The organism is Variovorax davisae, from assembly GCF_030316845.1.
GTDB lineage: Bacteria > Pseudomonadota > Gammaproteobacteria > Burkholderiales > Burkholderiaceae_C > Variovorax > Variovorax davisae.
Window position 1 is genome coordinate 569031 of sequence record NZ_JASZYS010000002.1, and the last position, 17885, is coordinate 586915.

Annotated in this window: 16 protein-coding genes; 11 read left to right on the plus strand and 5 right to left on the minus strand. The window is 70.2% G+C overall.

The window, feature by feature from the left end:
• Positions 1-28: 28 nt before the first annotated feature.
• Both QTI33_RS07010 and QTI33_RS07015 read left to right on the plus strand, forming a co-directional pair.
• Positions 29-922 carry a carbohydrate ABC transporter permease gene (locus QTI33_RS07010; protein ID WP_286505061.1) on the plus strand — a complete coding sequence of 298 codons (894 nt, stop codon included), beginning with the start codon at positions 29-31 and terminating at the stop codon, positions 920-922.
• The gene (locus QTI33_RS07015; RefSeq protein ID WP_442285684.1) at positions 919-1794 is read left to right on the plus strand and encodes a carbohydrate ABC transporter permease; all 876 of its coding nucleotides are present in this window, start codon (positions 919-921) and stop codon (positions 1792-1794) included. Before QTI33_RS07010 ends, QTI33_RS07015 begins: the two co-directional genes overlap by 4 nt.
• Positions 1795-1807: 13 nt before the next feature.
• On the opposite strand, the gene QTI33_RS07020 is transcribed toward QTI33_RS07015, so the two are convergent.
• Positions 1808-2593: an AraC family transcriptional regulator gene (locus QTI33_RS07020; RefSeq protein WP_286505063.1), complete on the minus strand. Its 786-nt coding sequence runs from the start codon at positions 2591-2593 to the stop codon at positions 1808-1810.
• A 115-nt stretch (positions 2594-2708) separates the two neighbouring features.
• Here QTI33_RS07020 and QTI33_RS07025 point away from each other — a divergent pair, with 115 nt between their 5' ends.
• The gene (locus QTI33_RS07025) at positions 2709-3938 is read left to right on the plus strand and encodes an MFS transporter (protein ID WP_286505064.1); all 1230 of its coding nucleotides are present in this window, start codon (positions 2709-2711) and stop codon (positions 3936-3938) included.
• Between the two features lie 18 nt (positions 3939-3956).
• On the opposite strand, the gene QTI33_RS07030 is transcribed toward QTI33_RS07025, so the two are convergent.
• Positions 3957-5288, minus strand: a complete 1332-nt coding sequence (locus QTI33_RS07030) for a ComEC/Rec2 family competence protein (protein ID WP_286505065.1) — start codon at positions 5286-5288, stop codon at positions 3957-3959.
• 13 nt (positions 5289-5301) lie between these two features.
• The gene (locus QTI33_RS07035) at positions 5302-8829 is read right to left on the minus strand and encodes a S8 family serine peptidase (RefSeq protein WP_286505066.1); all 3528 of its coding nucleotides are present in this window, start codon (positions 8827-8829) and stop codon (positions 5302-5304) included.
• Between the two features lie 181 nt (positions 8830-9010).
• Here QTI33_RS07035 and QTI33_RS07040 point away from each other — a divergent pair, with 181 nt between their 5' ends.
• On the plus strand, positions 9011-9526 hold the full coding sequence (locus tag QTI33_RS07040; protein ID WP_286505067.1) for a nucleoside deaminase: 516 nt from the start codon (positions 9011-9013) through the stop codon (positions 9524-9526).
• Positions 9527-9590: 64 nt separating this feature from the next.
• Positions 9591-10106 carry a DUF3016 domain-containing protein gene (locus QTI33_RS07045; RefSeq protein WP_286505068.1) on the plus strand — a complete coding sequence of 172 codons (516 nt, stop codon included), beginning with the start codon at positions 9591-9593 and terminating at the stop codon, positions 10104-10106.
• 23 nt (positions 10107-10129) lie between these two features.
• Here QTI33_RS07045 and QTI33_RS07050 read toward each other — a convergent pair whose 3' ends face one another.
• Both QTI33_RS07050 and QTI33_RS07055 read right to left on the minus strand, forming a co-directional pair.
• Positions 10130-10543, minus strand: a complete 414-nt coding sequence (locus QTI33_RS07050; RefSeq protein WP_286505069.1) for an acyl-CoA thioesterase — start codon at positions 10541-10543, stop codon at positions 10130-10132.
• A 20-nt stretch (positions 10544-10563) separates the two neighbouring features.
• Positions 10564-11748 carry a M20 aminoacylase family protein gene (locus QTI33_RS07055; RefSeq protein ID WP_286505070.1) on the minus strand — a complete coding sequence of 395 codons (1185 nt, stop codon included), beginning with the start codon at positions 11746-11748 and terminating at the stop codon, positions 10564-10566.
• Between the two features lie 87 nt (positions 11749-11835).
• Between QTI33_RS07055 and QTI33_RS07060 the strand changes: the two genes are divergently transcribed.
• Genes QTI33_RS07060 through QTI33_RS07085 form a run of 6 tightly spaced genes read left to right on the plus strand, consistent with a single transcriptional unit; the run spans position 11836 to position 17853 of the window.
• Positions 11836-13440, plus strand: a complete 1605-nt coding sequence (locus tag QTI33_RS07060) for an ABC transporter substrate-binding protein (protein WP_286505071.1) — start codon at positions 11836-11838, stop codon at positions 13438-13440.
• Positions 13441-13450: 10 nt separating this feature from the next.
• Positions 13451-14428: an ABC transporter permease gene (locus QTI33_RS07065; RefSeq protein ID WP_286505072.1), complete on the plus strand. Its 978-nt coding sequence runs from the start codon at positions 13451-13453 to the stop codon at positions 14426-14428.
• Positions 14425-15309: an ABC transporter permease gene (locus QTI33_RS07070; protein ID WP_286505073.1), complete on the plus strand. Its 885-nt coding sequence runs from the start codon at positions 14425-14427 to the stop codon at positions 15307-15309. Before QTI33_RS07065 ends, QTI33_RS07070 begins: the two co-directional genes overlap by 4 nt.
• Positions 15306-16322 (plus strand): ABC transporter ATP-binding protein, encoded by a 1017-nt coding sequence (locus QTI33_RS07075; RefSeq protein WP_286505074.1) that lies wholly within the window; start codon positions 15306-15308, stop codon positions 16320-16322. Before QTI33_RS07070 ends, QTI33_RS07075 begins: the two co-directional genes overlap by 4 nt.
• A complete protein-coding gene (locus QTI33_RS07080; protein WP_286505075.1) occupies positions 16319-17155 on the plus strand; it encodes an ATP-binding cassette domain-containing protein in 837 nt (278 codons plus the stop codon). Before QTI33_RS07075 ends, QTI33_RS07080 begins: the two co-directional genes overlap by 4 nt.
• 2 nt (positions 17156-17157) lie before the next feature.
• A complete protein-coding gene (locus QTI33_RS07085; protein ID WP_286505076.1) occupies positions 17158-17853 on the plus strand; it encodes a phosphoribosyltransferase in 696 nt (231 codons plus the stop codon).
• The last annotated feature ends 32 nt before the right edge of the window (positions 17854-17885 follow it).

Here is a 17885-nt window from a genome sequence, read left to right on the forward strand (position 1 = left end):
TTCGGAAACCGGCAGGGCGACGCTCGCTATGACCTTTCTCGCCAGGCTGCAGAACAGCCGCAACGCCCTCGGCTTCATGTTCATGTTGCCGGCGGCGGTGCTGTTGCTGCTGTTCCTGACCTATCCGCTCGGCCTGGGCACCTGGCTCGGCTTCACCGATGCCAAGGTGGGCCGGCCGGGCGAGTGGATCGGCCTGGAGAACTACATCTTCCTCTGGGGCGATTCGGTCACGCGGCTGGCGCTCTTCAACACGCTCTTCTACACGGTGGTGGCGAGCGTGTTCAAGTTCCTGCTCGGCCTGTGGCTGGCGGTGCTGCTGAACAAGAACATCCGCTTCAAGACCTTCTTCCGGGCCGTGATCCTGCTGCCCTACATCGTTCCGACGGCGCTGTCGGCGATCGCCTTCTGGTGGATCTACGACTCGCAGTTCTCGATCATCAGCTGGGCGCTGGTCAAGATGGGGCTGATCGACCATTACATCGACTTCCTCGGGGACCCGTGGAATGCGCGCTTCGCGGTGATCGCTGCCAACGTGTGGCGCGGCGTGCCCTTCGTGGCGATCACGCTGCTGGCCGGGCTGCAGACCATCTCGCCCTCGTACTACGAGGCCTCGGCGATCGACGGCGCGACGCCGTGGCAGCAATTCCGCCATGTGACGCTGCCGCTGCTGACGCCGATCATCGCGGTGGTGATGACCTTCTCGGTGCTGTTCACCTTCACCGACTTCCAGCTGATCTACGTGATCACCCGCGGCGGGCCGCTCAATGCGACGCACCTGATGGCGACGCTGTCGTTCCAGCGCGCGATCTCGGGCGGTGCGCTGGGCGAGGGCGCGGCGATCGCGATCGCGATGGTGCCCTTCCTGCTGGGCTGCATCATGTTCAGCTACTTCGGACTTCAACGGCGCGCGTGGCAAAAATGAGCAAATCCGGCCAGATCGACGTCGTCGGCATGAGCTACCTGGACACCGTGCCGCGCAAGGCGGTCACGGTGTACCTGCCGCTGGTGGTGTTCCTGATCGTGCTGCTGTTTCCGTTCTACTGGATGGCGATCACGGCCGTGAAGCCCGAGCCCGAGCTGCTGTCGCGCGAGGGCAATCCGTTCTGGGTCATCGCGCCGACGCTCGCGCACTTCCACAAGCTGCTGTTCGAGACTGCGTATCCGCAGTGGCTGTGGAACACGGTGCTGGTGTCGGTGGTGTCGACCTTCGGCTCGCTGGTGGTGTCGGTGTTGGCCGCCTACGCGATCGAGCGGCTGCGCTTCAAGGGCTCGCGCCAGACCGGGCTGGCGATTTTCCTGGCCTACCTGGTGCCGCCGTCGATCCTGTTCATTCCGCTGGCCAACGTGGTCTTCAACCTCGGCCTGTTCGACACCCGCTGGGCGCTGGTGCTGACCTACCCGACCTTCCTGATTCCGTTCTGCACCTGGCTCCTGATGGGCTACTTCCGCTCGATCCCGGCCGAACTCGAGGAGTGCGCGCTCATCGACGGCGCCAGCCGCTGGCAGATCCTGGTCAAGATCGTGCTGCCGCTGGCGGTGCCGGGCCTGATCTCGGCCGGCATCTTCGCCTTCACGCTGTCGTGGAACGAGTTCATCTATGCGCTGACCTTCGTCTCGTCATCGGAGATCAAGACGCTGCCGGTGGGTGTCGTCACGGAGCTGGTGCAGGGCGACGTCTACCAGTGGGGGCCGCTGATGGCCGGCGCGCTGCTGGGCTCGCTGCCGGTGGCCTTCATCTACTCGTTCTTCGTCGAGTACTACGTGTCGGGATTGACGGGGTCGGTCAAGGAGTGAGGGCGCTCGCGGCTCAGCGGAAGAACTCGCTCGGCGACAGTCCGAACTGCCGCTTGAACATGGTCGCGAACGCGCTCGGGCTGTCGTAGCCCAGCGCCAGCGCGACGTCGAGCACCTTGTCGCCGGTGGCGAGCCGCTCGAGCCCGTGCAGCAGCCGCGCCTGCTGGCGCCATTTGCCGAAGGTCATGCCGGTCTCGCGCGCGAACAGGCGCTGCAGGGTCTTGGCGTCCACCGCCAGGCGGCGGGCCCAGTCAGCGAGCGTCGCGCCGTCGTGCGGCGCGGCCAGCAGGCGCGAGCAGATCCGCTTCAAACGGGGATCGGCCGGCTGCGGCAGGTGCAGCGGCAGCACCGGCAGCGCGTGCAGTTCGTCGAGCAGCAGGCGCATCAGGCGGCCGTCGCGCGAATTCCGGGCGTAGTCCGGCGGCACTTCGGCGGCCGCCAGGATCAGCTCGCGCAGCAGCGCAGAGATGCCGACTGCGCGGGATTGGTCGGGCAGGTGCGGCGCCGCCTCCGGGCGCACGTAGATGCTGCGCATGCGCACCTCGCCGATGCAGCGGATCGCGTGCGGCCAGCCGGCCGGCATCCAGATGCCGCGGGTCGGCGGCACGATCCAGCGGCCTTCGCCGGCGCTCACCATCATGACGCCGTGCACCGCGTAGATCAGCTGGCTCTTGGCATGGGCATGCGGCGCGATCACGTGGCCGGCCGGGTAGTCGGTGGCCTTGCAGCTCACAGGCGCCGGGTTGCGATCGACCTGGGACAGGAATTCGGGGTTCGGCGACGCGGGAAGGGCGGGCATGGCGATGTCTTTTTCGCGAAGATCGCAGCCCGAACGGCGTGCGACAGGCCTGCATCGTATCGCTACGATCCGTTTCCTTGTTCCTGTCCCCGCGTCCTGCGCGCACCTCCTTCCCATGTCTTCGCCCGCCGCCACCCGCGTTTCCGCCGCCTCCGGCACATCGCCACCGAACGGGGTCGCCTTCGGCATCCTGGGCGCGATCAGCGCCTCGCACCTGATCAACGACATGATGCAGTCGCTGATCCTGGCGATGTACCCGGTGCTCAAGGGCGACTTCCAGCTGAGCTTCGGCCAGATCGGCCTGATCACGCTGACCTACCAGCTGACCGCGTCGCTGTTCCAGCCGCTGGTCGGGCTCTACACGGACCGCAGGCCGATGCCTTACTCGCTGCCGGTCGGCATGGGCTTCACGCTGGCCGGGCTGGTGCTGCTGGCCTTCGCGCCCAGCTTCGCGGTGCTGCTGCTGGCGGCGGCGCTGGTGGGCACCGGTTCGTCGATCTTCCATCCGGAGTCCTCGCGCGTGGCGCGCATGGCCTCGGGCGGGCGGCATGGCCTGGCGCAGTCGCTGTTCCAGGTCGGCGGCAACACCGGCAGCGCGCTCGGGCCGCTGGTGGCGGCGGCGGTGATCGTGCCCTTCGGCCAGCGCAGCGTGGCCTGGTTCGGGCTGGCGGCGCTGCTGGGCATCGTGCTGCTGACGCAGGTGAGCCGCTGGTACGGTGCGCATCACGCGGCCGCCAGCGCGCGGGCGGCGCGCCGGCCCGTGGCCCCACCGCTGCCGCGCGGCAAGGTGCTGGGCACGATCGGCGTGCTGCTGCTGCTGATCTTCTCGAAGTACTTCTACGTCGCCGGGCTCAGCAGCTTCTACACCTTCTACCTGATCGAGCGCTTCGGGCTCTCGGTGCAGAGCTCGCAGTACCACCTGTTCGTCTTCCTCTTCGCCTCGGCCCTGGGCACTCTGGCCGGCGGCCCGATCGGCGACCGCGTCGGGCGCAAGCCGGTGATCTGGGCCTCGATCCTCGGCGTGGCGCCGTTCGCGCTGCTGCTGCCGCATGCCGACCTGTTCTGGACCACGACGCTGACGATCCTGATCGGGCTGATCCTCTCGTCGGCGTTCTCGGCGATCCTGGTCTATGCGCAGGAACTGATCCCGGGCAAGGTCGGCATGGTGTCGGGCCTGTTCTTCGGCTTCGCCTTCGGCATGGGCGGCCTGGGCGCGGCGCTGCTCGGGCTGCTGGCGGACCACACCAGCATCGACTACGTGTACCGGGTCATTGCCTACCTGCCGCTGCTGGGGGTGGTGGCGGTGCTGTTGCCGAACATCGAGCGGGGGAAGCGGGCTGTTTGAATCTGGCTCCGATCTCCCTCAAACATCCACCTCCACATACAACCGCGTCATCCGCGCCCCGCGCCGCTTCGCGGTGGCCGACAGCTCCTCGTCCGTGCGCACCACGTAGCCCCGCTCGGTGGTCGCCTTGCCGAGCGCCGTGACCAGCGTGTCGAGCGGGATGTCGCCCCATTTCTTCTTCAGCGCCATGGCGTGGTCGACCGGGATCACCGCGACGTCGAGGGCCGTCATGCGCTCGAGGCCGCCGGCCTTCAGGGTCGCGTTGTGGCTGCCGTGGTGGCCGACCTTGTAGTAGACGGTGCGCGCGAGCAGGTCGGGCCCGGTCACCGGCTTGCCGCCGACACGCCACTGGCAGTCGCTCCATGTGAGCCAGTTGCCGACCTGGGCGTCGGCGGCGAACAGCAGCACGCCGACATCGTCCAGGTCGATCGCGAGCACCAGGCTGGTGTTGTTGGTCATGCTGTCCAGCGCCAGCGCGAGTTCGGCGGCGTCGTCCATCCAGGCGGCGTCGATGCGGCGCCAGGCCTCGTCGTTCCAGTAGCGCTGCTGGAAGAACGGCGTGCTCTGCGCCACCCGGTTCGGGATCCGGAAGGCATTCGAGAACGGCTGCTGCTCGGGATGCGCCAGCGCCTGGCCGATGCTCTGCTCGGCCGCCGCCAGCGCCATGCCGTAGGTCTCGGGCGCCGAGGCGCTCGGCAGCGTCTTCTTCAGCATCTTCATGTCGCGCGGCGGACCCAGCGTGTAGATGCGGGCCCGGAAACCGTCGAGTTCGACCGGCAGGTCCTTCGGGTCGCAATAGCGCGGCCGGGCCACCTTGGCGCGCACCAGTTCCAGCGCCGAGGCGGTGGTGGTCCGGGCGGCGGCGCCGAAGAAGTCGAGCAGCGAGGTCAGCAGGTTCGGCTCGCCATCGCCGCCGCCATCGAGCTGCATCCGAACGGCCGCGGCCCGCAGCAGCGCGAGGGCGTTGTCGCGCTCGCCGCGCAGCTTCTTCGCGTCGGCGTCCTTCGGGTCCTCGGTCCAGCCCAGCCAGACCGCGCCGACCTTGAGCCTGGCGAACGAACCGGCGGCCTGGGCGAAGCCCGACACATGGTCCCAGTGCTCGTGGGTCGCGACCAGCAGGTCGATGCTGCCGCCGGTGGCGGCCAGGATGTCGTCCATCACCTCGGTCATCACCGCGCCGGGGTTCGACGTGCCGAGGATCACGCCGCAGTCGATCATGATCTGGTACCTGGCCTTGCGGGCGCCGTGGAGCGTGACCAGGTGGCAGTCGCCCAGGCCGTGGCGGTAGGTGCGCACCGTGGCGCGCGGCGGCTTCTTGCTCGGGGTCGGGGTCTTCTTGGCGGCGGCCATGGTGTGTCCCGTCTCAATGGGCGCGGTGCAACAGGGCGAAAGGCTCGGCGTCGTGCGTGGCCAGGCCCGAATAGCTGTTGGGCTGGGCCGCCCGGCGGTCGGCCCACAGCGCCTGCTGCGCCGAGACCCGTGCGGGCTGGTCGACCCGCTTGCGCACCAGGTAGGTGATGGCGCCCTTGCCGATGTCGAACAGCAGGGTGGCGCCGGCGCGGAACACCATGCCGGAGCCGTCGTCGGCGTGCAGCGACTGGGTCAGCTCGATCACCAGCTGCGACAGCAGCTGGCCGTCGGGGCCGACCCGGTGCAGCGGGCGGATCGAGTGCACCTCGATGCCGTGCAGCGTGCAGGGCACGGCGCTGCCGTCCGTGCCGGCCAGCGAGACGGAGGCCGGCGCGCCGCGGCGCAGGCCGAGCACCGCGAGCTCGTCGTCGTCGACCACCTCTGGGTCGACCAGCCAGCCGTGCAGCAGCACGGCGTTGGCGCGCGCGTCCGCCCAGGCCGCTTCGCGGTCGACCTGCAGGTCCCAGTTCAGCTGCAGGCCGGCGAGCTGGCGTTCCAGGCGCGGGAAGGGCGCCGGCGGCGGTTCCCAGGCGATGGTGTCGACCGACAGCGTGCGCACGTTCTCGGGGTAGATGCCGCGCGCCGCGAAGGCCGAGACGAAGGCGACCCGGTAGCCGAGCGGATCGTGGTGCACCAGGTCGCGGTCGGCCGTGACCAGCGCCCGCAGGTAGTCGCCGAAGGTGATGTCGACCGGCGGGCAGTAATCGAGCGCGCGGATGCACATGCCGAGGATCTGGCTCGCCACCTTGCTCGCGACTTCGGTCAGCGCATCCACCAGCTGAGCCGGCAGGGCGCCCTCGGGCAGCACCTCCGAGCCATGGGTGGCGAGCCGGATCGGCACCTGGGCGCGCCGGGTGTAGATCTTCAGGAAGGCGTCGAAGACCGCCGACACCAGCACCGCGCCGCGCGCATGGGCCTCGGTCGAGCGCTGGTAGTCGCCCTTGTCGGGCGGGGCCGCAGGCTGCCAGGCGTTCTGGCCGGTGGCCTCGTCCCGGACCTCCTTGCCGATGGCTTGGCGCAGGGCGCCATAGTGGCCGGTGGCATTGCCGAACTGCACCGCCAGCTTGGCCAGCAGGGTCGGCTGGAACAGGTCGCCGCGGGCCCGGGCGACCGCTTCGCGCAGCGAGTCGCCCATCGAGAAATGCTGGAACAGCGCGACGATGTCGGCAAAGGCTTCGTGGAAGGCCAGCACGTCGGGGTTGGTCGCTTCGCGGAAGCGCCGGTGCAGGCCGTCGAGCAGCGCATGGGTGGTCTCGTGGGCCACGATGTCGTGCGACAGGGCCGTGAAGACGTATTCCGAGGGCGCGCCGCTGGTCGCCGCGCTCGACGCGAAGTAGCCGAGCAGCAAGGCCTTGCGCTCGGGGCTGTAGTAGGCGTTCTCGGCCCGCAGGGCGTGCGGATGGATGCGCAGCCGGCGCACGAAGCGCTCGGACGGCGCACCGGCCCGCGGTGCCCACAGCGCCACCCGGCCCAGCGCCTTCTCGAAATGGTCGATGGTGCGCATGGCGACCGCGTACACCATCTGCTGGTGGAACTGCGGATTGGCTTCCGAAGGGCGCAGGCCGTCGGCGGCCAGCAGGCGCGGATCGTCGAGATCGACCGGCGCGTAGCAGCAGCCGCTGGCCGGATCGACGTCGACCACCTCGAGGTATTCGCCCACCGGGCCGGGCTGCAGCTTCGCCTCCCAGCGCACCGCGGCCACGGTCTCGTTGAGGCCGACCGTGTCGAGGTCGCGGCCCAGCGAGGGGTCGTAGGCGTAGATGCGCAGCCGCCGGGCCGCCGGCGTGGGCGGCTGCGGCGCCAGGGCCTGCTGCAGGTGGAGGGCCTCGATGCGGCTCAGCTGCTGCGGCGGGATGGGCAGGCCCGGATCGGTCGCGGGATGCGACTGCAGGGCCGCGCGCAACGCTTGCGAGGCCCGCGGATGGGTGCGCAGGGCTTCCAGCACGGCCATCCGTTCGGGCCCGGTGAGCGACAGCGGATCGACCGTGGGCTCGGGCAGGATGCGCTCGATCGCCGCGCACTGGGACAGCTGGAGGGCCTCCAGCTCCAGCATCGCCTGCGCCGGCGTGGCCTGGGCCTGGAGGCCGAGCCCGGTCAGCACCTTGAACAGCGGGAAGGAGGCGCTGTCGGGCGCCTCCGCCTTCAGCGCGGCCTCGGCTGCAGGCGCGACGGCCAGCGCCTTCGCGACCTGCAGGCGGCCGCGCCCGAGCTTGACGGGGTCGCGGTCGTCGGCGCTGTCGAACAGCGCCCGGCGCACGGCCTCGACCCGCATCCAGGGCTTCGTGTAGCGGTCGCAGGCGGCCCGGTTCTTCTGCAGCCAGGTCGCGGCCGCGGCGGCGATCTGCGGGGTGGCCGCGGAGGTGCCGGCGCCATCGAGGTCGACCACCGTCTCGCAGCCCAGCTTGGCCCACGGCACGTTCGGCGTGCAGGCCGCCATGGCGGTGCGCATCTTGCTCGCCGGGCCGTAGTTGCCGGCCATCTTCGAGGCCGGCAGGTCGGCGTAGGGCTGGTGGTCGGCCATCACGCCGCAGGCCGCGATGACGCGGTTGAAGCGGGCCGGGTAGACGACGTGGTGGGTCGGCAGGTTGCCGAAGTTGTTGCCGGCCGCGGCCACCACCACCACCCCGGCGTCGTAGAGCGCGTTGACCGCATCGGCCCAGGCGCGGCTCGCCAGGCCGCCCATGCTCAGCGTCACGACATCGAACGCGGTCGCCGGGGTCGCGCACAGCGCGTGGACGTGGTCTAGCGCCTGCGCGATCGCGCTGTTGCGGAACAGCACCACGCGATCGGCGACGCGCAGCGGCACCACCCGGGCGAACGGCGCCGCCCCGAGCCGCGGCAGGCCGCCGGCCGGCGACCCGGCCAGCAGGCTCAGCGTGCCGGTGCCGTGGCCCCGGTTGTTGAACACGCCCGAGGCCGTGTCGGTGGCGTCCCCGGGCGCCTGGTCGTCGACGAAGTTGCGCTGCAGCGCGGTCTCGAGCAGGGCCGGCAGGCTCTGGTGCGCAGGATCGAACCCGGTGTCCAGGTGGGCGATGCGCACCCGCTGGTTGGCCGGCGGCAGCGCCAGGTCCGCGAGCGCGCGGGCGAACTCCGAATGGCCGTCGTCCTGGTGCCAGAGCGGGTCGGCCGCGCCGGGATAGCCGCCGCTGCCGGTCTTCTGGGCAACGGGTTCGCACGATGCGGTCAGCGCCAGCGCTTCGGCTTCGGGCGAGCCGGTGATCCAGGATTGGGCGAAGTCCGGCTCGGCGAAATCGGGCAGGGCCGTGTCCGCCAGGCCGAGGCCCTGCGTCACCATCGCGTGGCAGACGTCCCAGGGGCTGCCGGCATCGAGCGCGAGTGCCGGCTCGACGATGTGCCAGCTGGCGCCGGCCGCCAGCCCCAGCCCGGCCGGGGCGCCGATGCTCTCGAACAGCGGCCGGATGCGCAGCGGCACGGCGGCGCCGAACAGCTGCACCGCGGCCTGGCCTGCGGGGGCTCGCATCTTGACGAGAAATCGCTGCGGCTGGGCCATCGGTTTTCCCGCGGGAATGGAGCGATGGTTGTACTCCCTGGCGGCCGCTGCGCCCCTCTGCCAAACGGTCGAGTGGCTCACCGCGCCGCAAGGGCGCTGCCCGTGCAAAAGTAATAGCCTTGGCCTGTCGTCATCCAGGAGTATTGAAACCATGTCCGGAACATCACCGCTGCCGCCCCAGGGCCTGCGTCCCACGCACGCGCAGATGCTGCGCCACCTGCGCCGCTCCAACGAGGTGGCGCAGCGCGCCGTTGCGCTGGGGCACCATCCCTTCGGTGCCGTGCTGGTCGGCCCCGACCAGGAGACCGTGCTGCTGGAGCAATGCAACATCGACACCGTCAACCACGCCGAGTCCACGCTGGCGCGCGTGGCCGCGACCAACTTCACGCCCGAATTCCTGTGGGGCTGCACGCTCTACACGGCGGTCGAACCCTGCTGCATGTGCGCCGGGACGGCCTACTGGGCCAACATCGGCCGCGTGGTGTTCGCCATGACCGAGGCGGAGTTGCTGGCGGAGACCGGCAGCCACGCCGAGAACCCGACGATGCAGGTTTCGTCACGCTACGTCTTCGACCGCGGCCAGAAGCCGGTGGAGCTGATCGGCCCGGTCACTGAGATCGCGCAGGAGACGATCGCGATGCAGCGCGCGTTCTGGGCCAGCCGCTGACGCGCCGGGAACCCCGGGAACGCCGCGCTGTCCAACCGGGCCGCCCCTTTCGACAGGAGATGCCATGCCTCGACTGCTCGTTGCCACGATCGCCGCGTTGCTCGTGACCGGCGCATCAGCACAGGCCCCCGCGCCCGCGTTGTCGGTCTTCTTCGTGCATCCGGAACGCTTCACCGACGCCGCCTACGCGCATCCCAACGGCAGCGAGCCGGAGCGGGTCGAGGTCATGCGCGACGTCCAGCGCCATCTGGTGCAGCTGGCCGGGCCCGGCCTGCCGCCGGGCGACAGCCTGCGCATCGAGGTGGTGGACATCGACCTGGCCGGCTGGTTCGAGCCCTTTCGCTTTCGCACCGGCACCGACATCCGCATCCTGCGCGACATCACCTGGCCGCGGATCCGGCTGCACTACACGCTGACGCGCGGCGAGCGCGTGCTGGCGGACGCCGACGACCAGATGTCCGACCTCAACTACCTCGGGTCGGTCAATCGCTATTCGCCCAGCGACCGGCTGCGCTACGAGAAGGCGATGATGGACGACTGGTTCGACCGGCGCATCGCCGCCCGGTTGGCCCAGGACTGACTCCGCGGCGCCCGCCCGGCCGCCTATTCGCAGAGCTGGCGGATCGCCTGCGGGATCGGCACCGCCCGGATGCCGCCGCCTTCGCGGGCGGCGGCGAAGATGCGGACCTCCTCGCATTCGAGGATCAGGTCCTCGCCGCGCGTCACCCGGTAGGTCTGGACGAAGCTCTTCTCGCGCCACTCGGTGATCGCGGCCGCGATCTGCAGCGTGTCGCCGTAGCTGGCGCTCTTGACGAAGCGCGTGTGGGTGTCGACCAGCGGCGTGCCGATGACGCCCAGCGTGCGGGCCGTTTCCTCCCAGCGCGGCACGCCGCGTTCGGCGAAGAAGTGGCGCGATGCGGCGTCGATCCAGCGGAAGAAGTTGGGAAACCAGACGATGCCGGCGGGGTCGCAGTCGCCGAATTCGACGCGGACGGTGTAGATGACTTCAGGGTTCATGGTGGCCACAGTCTATGCATTCAACGCAGGTAGGCCTGCACCAGCGACACCCAGTAGCTCGCGGTGCTCGGAAGGATCTCGTCGTTGAAGTCGTAGCCGGTGTTGTGCACCATGCAGCCGGGACCGCTGCCGGGCTTGCCGTCGCCGTTGCCGACGATGAAGTAGCTGCCCGGCACCGCGTTCAGCATGAAGGCGAAATCGTCGCTGGCCTGCAGCGGCGCCATGTCCGGGATCAGCGCCTTCTCGCCCATCGATTCGATCGCCACCTGGCGCGCGAAGGCGGTGGCGGCCGGGTCGTTGACGCAGGGCGGCATCTTCCACTGGTAGTCCACCACCGCGCGCGCGCCATGCACGGCGGCCTGGCCCTCGGCCATGGCGGTGATGCGCTCGCGCAGGAAGGCGCGCACCTCGGGCCGGCGCGCGCGCACCGACAGCTTGAGCTCGGCGCTGGTCGGGATCACGTTCGGCGCCTTGCCGGCGTTCATCGCGCCCACGGTGACCACCGCCATGTCGTTGGGGTCGACCTCGCGCGACACCAGCGTCTGCAGCGCCAGGATCAGGTGCGCCGCGACCATGATCGGGTCGACCGTGGTGTGCGGCATCGCGCCATGGCCGCCCTTGCCCTCGAGGGTGATGACGACCGTGTCCGACGAGCTGTAGATGACACCCGGGAGGAAGCCGAACTGCCCGGCCGGAAAGCCGGGCTCATTGTGGTACGCATAGACCGCATCGCAGGGGAAGCGCTCGAAGAGCCCGTCCTCGACCATCTTCCTGGCCCCCATCAGGCCTTCCTCGGCCGGCTGGAAGATCAGGTGGAGCGTGCCGTCGAAGCCCTTCGCGGCCGCCAGCACCTGGGCGGCGGCAAGCAGGGTGGCAGTGTGGCCGTCGTGGCCGCAGGCGTGCATGGCGCCCGGTTTTCGGCTGGCCCAGGACAGGCCGGTGGTCTCGGTCATCGGCAGCGCGTCCATGTCGGCGCGCAGGCCCAGCCGCTTGCCGCCCTGGCCGAGCTTCAGGGTGCCGACCACGCCGGTGCCGCCCAGGCCGCGGTGCACCGCATAGCCCCAGCGCGCCAGCCTCTCGGCCACCAGCTCGCTGGTCTGGAACTCTTCGTAGCCCAGTTCGGGATTCGCATGGATCTGCCGGCGCAGACCAACCATTTCGTCGGTCGACGCCTGGATGCCTGGGTGGATGGGAACGGAAATCATCGAAGCCGCCTTGATGCTGCAGTGGACTCGCATTTTCCACGCCAATAATGGCGGGCCCATTGGCCTCGAAATTGCTCTCCCAGAACGATGACCGATTCCACCCCCGATTCTTCGCCCCTCCCGTTGACCCGCCGCCAGCTGAGCCTGGGCGCGCTCGCCCTGGCCGGCAGCCTCGCCACCGCGCGCTACGGCCGCGCGGCCACCGGCAAGGGCACGGCGGTGCTGGCCATCGACGCCGACCCGCCGACCTTGAACCTCGGCACCACCACCGACTTCGCGGCCGGCGACGTCTCGGCCAAGATCCTCGAAGGCCTGGTCTGGCTCGACCCGCAATACAACCCCAAGCCCTCGCTGGCGACCGCCTGGACGGTCTCGGCCGACGGCAAGACCTACCGCTTCACCCTGCGCCCCGGCGTCAAGTGGCACGACGGCAAGGACTTCACGAGCGCCGACGTCAAGTTCACGCTGCTCGAGGTGGTGGGCAAGCTGCATCCGCGCGCGGCGCCGGTGTTCAAGGGCCTGGGCGTCGAGGTCGACACGCCCGATCCCCTGACCGTGGTGGTGCGGCTGCAGAAGCCGTACGCGCCGCTGCTGTCGCAGATGACGGTGTTCGACGCCCCGATGCTGCCGCGCCACCTCTACGAAGGCAGCAACATCGGCACCCACCCGGCGAACCAGAAGCCGGTCGGCACCGGCCCCTTCAAGTTCGGCGAATGGAAGCGCGGCGCCAGCATCAAGCTGGTGCGCAACGACCAGTACTGGGACGGCGACAAGCCCTTCCTCGAATCGATCATCTTCCAGGTGATTCCGCAGGCGGCGAACCGGGTGCCCGCCCTGCAGACCGGCGAGATCGACGAACTGCTCGACTTCTACACGCCCAAGCCCGAAGTCCCGCGCATCCTGGCCGACAAGAACCTGGTACCGCGGCGCGGCGTGAACATCCCGGCGATCTACTTCCTGATGTTCAACACCCAGTCGCCGCTGTTCTCGAAGATCGAGGCGCGCCATGCGGCGGCGCTGGCGATCGACCGCCAGCGGCTGGTGAAGCAGGCCATGAACGGCATCGCCCGGCCGGGCGCCGGCGCCTTCGGCGACGGCTTCAATCGGCTCTTCAACGAGGAGGTGGGCTACGCCAAGAAGTACCCGCTCGACCCGGCGCGCGCCAAGGCGCTGTTCGAGAAGGCCGGCGCCAAGCCCGGCGGAACGACCTTGCGCATGCCCTTCGACGTCAGCCGCGCGCAGATGCGCGCGCAGTCGCAGATCATCCAGGACAACCTGCGCCAGATCGGCATCGAGGTCAAGCTCGAGCCGCTCGAGCGCTCGGTGTATTACGACCGCGTGTTCGCCAAGCGCGACTACGACATGATGCTGGGCTCGTACTTCTCGGCCGGCGACCCGGCCATCGGCTACACCCGCCTGTACAACACCTACGCCGGGACCGCGCCCAACACCAACGCCAGCGGCTATTCGAATCCGAAGGTCGACGACCTGCTCGCCCGGGCCGCGACGGCCACCGACCGCGAGGCCCGCGCCAGGCTCTACAAGGAGCTGCAGGTGATCCTCAACGAAGACCTGCCGACCCTGGTGCTGTTCGACGAGGAGACGGTGGACACGGCGAGCAGGAAGCTCAGCGGCGTGTTCCCCGCGCTCGATGCGCGCGACCAGTGGGCCGGCGTCAAGCGTCTGGACTAGCCGTCTCTCGATGTCCTCCTTCATCCTGCGGCGGCTGTTGCACGCGATGCCGCTGCTGCTCGCGGTGGTGGTGCTCAACTTCCTGCTGATCGCCTTCACGCCGGGCGACCCGATCACGCTGCTGGTGGGCGACTTCCCGGCGCCGCCCGAATACCTCGACCAGATGCGCCGCGAGTTCGGGCTCGACCAGCCGGTGTGGGTCCAGCTCCTGCGCTACCTGGCCAAGGTGGCGCAGGGCGACTTCGGCTATTCGTTCGCCAACCAGCAGCCGGTGGCGGCGCTGATCCTCGAACGGCTGGGCGCCACGCTCGAACTCACGCTGACCGCGCTGGCTTTCGCCAGCGTGATGGGAATCGTGCTCGGCGTCGTCGCGGCCCGCTCCGCCACCCGCCCGGGCCGCGGCCTGGTCGACTCGGCGATCCAGGGCGCCTCGTCGGCGGGCTATGCGATTCCCGACTTCTGGCTCGGCCAGCTGCTGATCCTGGTGTTCGCGATCTGGCTGGGCTGGCTGCCGTCGCAAGGCAACAACCCGGTGCGCGGCACGCTGCCCGGCTTCGACGGCTTCGTGCAGCACCTGTCCTATCTGGTGCTGCCGGCCTTCGCGCTGTCGCTGCGCTACCTGACGCTGATCACGCGCATCACGCGCGCCGCGATGCTGGAGGTGATGAACGCCGACTTCATCCTGGCCTCGCGCTCGCGCGGCGCTTCCGAATGGACGGTGGTGGTGGTGCACGCGCTGCGCAATGCCGCGGCGCCGGTGCTGACGGTCATCGGCTACAACGTCGGCTTCGTGCTCGCCGGCTCGGCGCTGATCGAGGCCGTGTTCGCCTGGCCCGGCATCGGGCGGCTGCTCTACGAATCGATCTCCAAGCGCGACTATCCGGTGATGCTGGCGATCCTGCTGATGGTGTCGGTCACGGTGGTGATCGCCAACCTGGTCACCGACATCGTCCACCGGCTGATCGATCCGAGGATCGAACGCGCATGAGCGAACCGACCACACTGACGATGACGCCTCCCGCGGCGGGTGCGCCTGTCGGCAAGGCCGGCTTCCGGCGCCGCCTGCTGCGCCGCCCGACGACCCTGCTCGCGCTGGCCTTCCTGGCGCTGCTGTTCGGGCTGGCGGCCTGCGCGCCGCTGGCCACCGGCCACGACCCGCTGGGTGGCGGCGACAGCGCACTGCTCGAACCGCTCTCGCCCGGCCACTGGCTGGGCACCGACGACCTCGGCCGCGACATCTGGGCCCGGGTGGTCTTCGGCTCGCGCATCTCGCTCACCGTCGGCGTGCTGAGCGCGCTGATCGCGGTGGCGGTCGGCGTGGTCGTCGGCGCGCTGGCGGGCTACTTCGGCGGCTGGCTCGACACGCTGCTGATGCGCATCGCCGAGTTCTTCCAGACGCTGCCGCGCTTCGTGGTGGCGCTGATCGTGATCGCGCTGTTCGGCACCAGCGTGCTGAAGATGATCGTGGTGATCGCGGCGCTCTCCTGGCCGCAGCTGGCGCGGGTGGTGCGGGCCTCGGTGGCCGCGCTGGCGCAGTCGCAGTTCGTCGATGCGGCACGGGTGGCGGGCATGGGCCACGGCGCGATCATCGTGCGCGAGATCCTGCCCAACGTGGCGGCGCCGATCGTCGTGCTGGGCTCGCTCGACATCGCGATGGCGATCCTGATCGAGGCCAGCCTGAGCTTCTTCGGCCTTGGCGATCCGAACCACGTGTCCTGGGGCGCGATGCTCAACGACGCCCAGCAGTACCTGCGCAGCGCCTGGTGGATGTCGGCCTTTCCGGGCCTGGCGATCGCGCTCACCGTGCTGTCCTTCAATGTCTTCGGCGACGCGCTCAACGACGCCTTGAATCCGCGGGGACCGAAATGAGCGATTCGGATCTGCTGCTCGACGTGCGCGGCCTGTCGGTCGACATCGGCCAGGGGGCAGCCGCGCTGCGGGTGGTCAACGACCTGTCGCTCACGGTGCGCCGCGGCGAGGCCGTGGGCCTGGTCGGCGAGTCGGGCTCGGGCAAGTCGATGACGGCCTTTGCGCTGCTGAACCTCTTTCCCTCGCCGCTGGCGCGGGTGGCCGCCGGCCAGGTCCTGCTCGAAGGCCGCGACCTGGCGCGGCTGCCGGCCGCCGAACTGCGGGCGGTGCGCGGCGCCCGCGTGGGCATGGTGTTCCAGGACCCCACGAGCTATCTCGATCCGCTGATGCCGGTCGGCCGCCAGATCGCCGAGCCGCTGCGCGCGCATGGCCGCACGGAGGGGCTGGAAGCGCGCGTGCTCGAACTGCTCGACCTGATGGAGCTGCCCCACGCGGCCCGGGTCGCGCGCCAGTATCCGCACGAGCTCTCGGGCGGCATGCGCCAGCGCATCCTGATCGCGAGCGCGCTGGCGATGCGGCCGGCGCTGCTGATCGCCGACGAGCCGACGACGGCCCTCGACGTCACGGTCCAGGCCGGCATCCTGAAGCTGCTGATGCGGCTGCGCAAGGAGCTCGACCTCGGCATCCTGCTCATCACGCACGACCTGGCGGTGGTGGCCGAGACCTGCCAGCGGGTCAACGTGATGTACGCCGGCCAGGTGGTCGAGTCCAACGAGGTCGGGCCGCTGTTCGGGGCGCCGCGCCATCCCTACACGCAGGGCCTGCTGGCCAGCATCCTGAGCCCGCAGTCGCGCGCCCATTCGCTGTTCTCGATCCCGGGCAGCGTGCCGATCGCCGGCCACTGGCCCGCCGGCTGCCGCTTTCATCCGCGCTGTCCGATCGCGCAGGCCGGCCTGTGCGACACCGGCACGCCGGCGCTGCGAAGCCAAGGCCGCGGTGCCGACCGCTGCCTGCGCAGCGACGAGGCGCTGGCCGCCGACGCCTGGCAACGCAAGGAGGCCGCGGCATCATGAACGAAGCCACCTCTGTGCTGCTCGAAGCCCGCGACCTCAGTCGCTTGTTCCCGGTGCGCGCGAGCGGCGGGCTGTTCCGGGCCCGCCAGATGCAGCGCGCGGTCGATCGCGTCTCACTGTCGATCGGCGCCGGCGAAGTGCTGGCGCTGGTCGGCGAAAGCGGCAGCGGCAAGACCACGCTCGGACGCATGCTGCTGGGCCTGACGGCGCCGAGCGAAGGCACCATCCTCTACAAGGGCATGGACGTCGCGACCCGCGCCGGCGAGGCGGCGCGCCGCTTTCGGCGCGAGGTGCAGGTGGTGTTCCAGGACACCGGCGGCTCGCTCAATCCGCGCCGCACCATCGGCCAGAGCGTCGCCCTGCCGCTGACCTGGCACCGCGGGCTCGATGCCCGTGCGGCGGCGGTCGAGGTCGATGCGCTGCTCGAACAGGTCGGCCTCGCTGCCGCGCACTTCCGCCACCGCCTGCCGCACGAGCTTTCGGGCGGCCAGCGCCAGCGGGTGGGCATCGCCCGCGCACTGGCATCGAATCCGGCGCTGATCGTTGCCGACGAGCCGGTGTCGGCGCTCGACGTCTCGGTGCGGGCGCAGATCCTCAAGCTGATGTTCGACCTGCAGCGGGAGCGCCAGCTCGCCTATCTCTTCATCACCCACGACCTCGGCGTGGTGCGCGCCATGGCCGACCGCGTCATGGTGATGCACCAGGGCCGGGTGGTCGAGAGCGGCGACGCCGACGCGGTGCTGAATGCGCCGCGCGACCCCTACACCCAGCGCCTGCTGGCCGCCACGCCGGTGCCCGATCCGTCGCGCCAGCGCGCGCCGCAGCCGACCTGAAGATGACCCGGCATCTCACCGAATCCACCACCGACTACTGGCAGCGCATCGTCGCGGCCGATGCGGTCGAGCGGCCCGAGGCGCCCTGGCGCTTCGGCTATCCGGCGCGGCTGCCCGACGGCCGCGTGCTGATGCTGCCGATCCGGCAACTCGCGGCCGAGCCGGCGCATGCGGTGGCCTCGCTGCTGGTCAACCATGCCTCGCTCGATGTGGTCGACACGCTGGGCGCCATGCTGGCGCAGCGCCTCGCGCCGCAGGCGCCCGAGCTGGTGATCGGCCTGCCCACGCTGGGGCTCACGCTGGCGCCGGTGGTCGCACGGGCGCTGGGCCATGCACGCTATCTGCCGATGGGCTACTCGCGCAAGTTCTGGTACGACGAAGGGCTCTCCGCGCCGGTGCACTCGATCACCTCGCCGACGCCGGGCAAGCGCATCTATCTCGACCCCCACCTGCGCCCCCTGATCGAGGGCCGGCGGCTGGTGCTGGTCGACGATGCGGTCAGCACCGGCACCACGCTGCTCGCCGCCTGGGAGCTGATCGAGTCGCTGGGGGGCGATGTCGTGGCCTGCGGGGTCGCGATGCTGCAGGGCCGCCGCTGGGTCGACAAGCTCGGCGCCGAACGCGCCGCACGGGTGGTCGGCGTGTTCGACAGTCCGCTGCTGAAGGCCGTGCCGGACGGCTGGGTGCTGCGGGACTAGCCAGGCCGCCGCCGGGCCGCTCCCAAGGCGGC

Excerpts from the sequence above, each read along its gene's own strand:
- QTI33_RS07020 (WP_286505063.1), bottom strand. The coding sequence starts at position 2,593 with ATGCCCGCCCTTCCCGCGTCGCCGAACCCCGAATTCCTGTCCCAGGTC.
- QTI33_RS07060 (WP_286505071.1), top strand. The coding sequence starts at position 11,836 with ATGACCGATTCCACCCCCGATTCTTCGCCCCTCCCGTTGACCCGCCGC.
- QTI33_RS07075 (WP_286505074.1), top strand. The coding sequence starts at position 15,306 with ATGAGCGATTCGGATCTGCTGCTCGACGTGCGCGGCCTGTCGGTCGAC.
- QTI33_RS07065 (WP_286505072.1), top strand. The coding sequence starts at position 13,451 with ATGTCCTCCTTCATCCTGCGGCGGCTGTTGCACGCGATGCCGCTGCTG.
- QTI33_RS07070 (WP_286505073.1), top strand. The coding sequence starts at position 14,425 with ATGAGCGAACCGACCACACTGACGATGACGCCTCCCGCGGCGGGTGCG.
- QTI33_RS07030 (WP_286505065.1), bottom strand. The coding sequence starts at position 5,288 with ATGGCCGCCGCCAAGAAGACCCCGACCCCGAGCAAGAAGCCGCCGCGC.
- QTI33_RS07055 (WP_286505070.1), bottom strand. The coding sequence starts at position 11,748 with ATGATTTCCGTTCCCATCCACCCAGGCATCCAGGCGTCGACCGACGAA.
- QTI33_RS07035 (WP_286505066.1), bottom strand. The coding sequence starts at position 8,829 with ATGCGAGCCCCCGCAGGCCAGGCCGCGGTGCAGCTGTTCGGCGCCGCC.
- QTI33_RS07085 (WP_286505076.1), top strand. The coding sequence starts at position 17,158 with ATGACCCGGCATCTCACCGAATCCACCACCGACTACTGGCAGCGCATC.
- QTI33_RS07015 (WP_442285684.1), top strand. The coding sequence starts at position 919 with ATGAGCAAATCCGGCCAGATCGACGTCGTCGGCATGAGCTACCTGGAC.
- QTI33_RS07010 (WP_286505061.1), top strand. The coding sequence starts at position 29 with ATGACCTTTCTCGCCAGGCTGCAGAACAGCCGCAACGCCCTCGGCTTC.
- QTI33_RS07050 (WP_286505069.1), bottom strand. The coding sequence starts at position 10,543 with ATGAACCCTGAAGTCATCTACACCGTCCGCGTCGAATTCGGCGACTGC.
- QTI33_RS07080 (WP_286505075.1), top strand. The coding sequence starts at position 16,319 with ATGAACGAAGCCACCTCTGTGCTGCTCGAAGCCCGCGACCTCAGTCGC.
- QTI33_RS07040 (WP_286505067.1), top strand. The coding sequence starts at position 9,011 with ATGTCCGGAACATCACCGCTGCCGCCCCAGGGCCTGCGTCCCACGCAC.
- QTI33_RS07025 (WP_286505064.1), top strand. The coding sequence starts at position 2,709 with ATGTCTTCGCCCGCCGCCACCCGCGTTTCCGCCGCCTCCGGCACATCG.
- QTI33_RS07045 (WP_286505068.1), top strand. The coding sequence starts at position 9,591 with ATGCCTCGACTGCTCGTTGCCACGATCGCCGCGTTGCTCGTGACCGGC.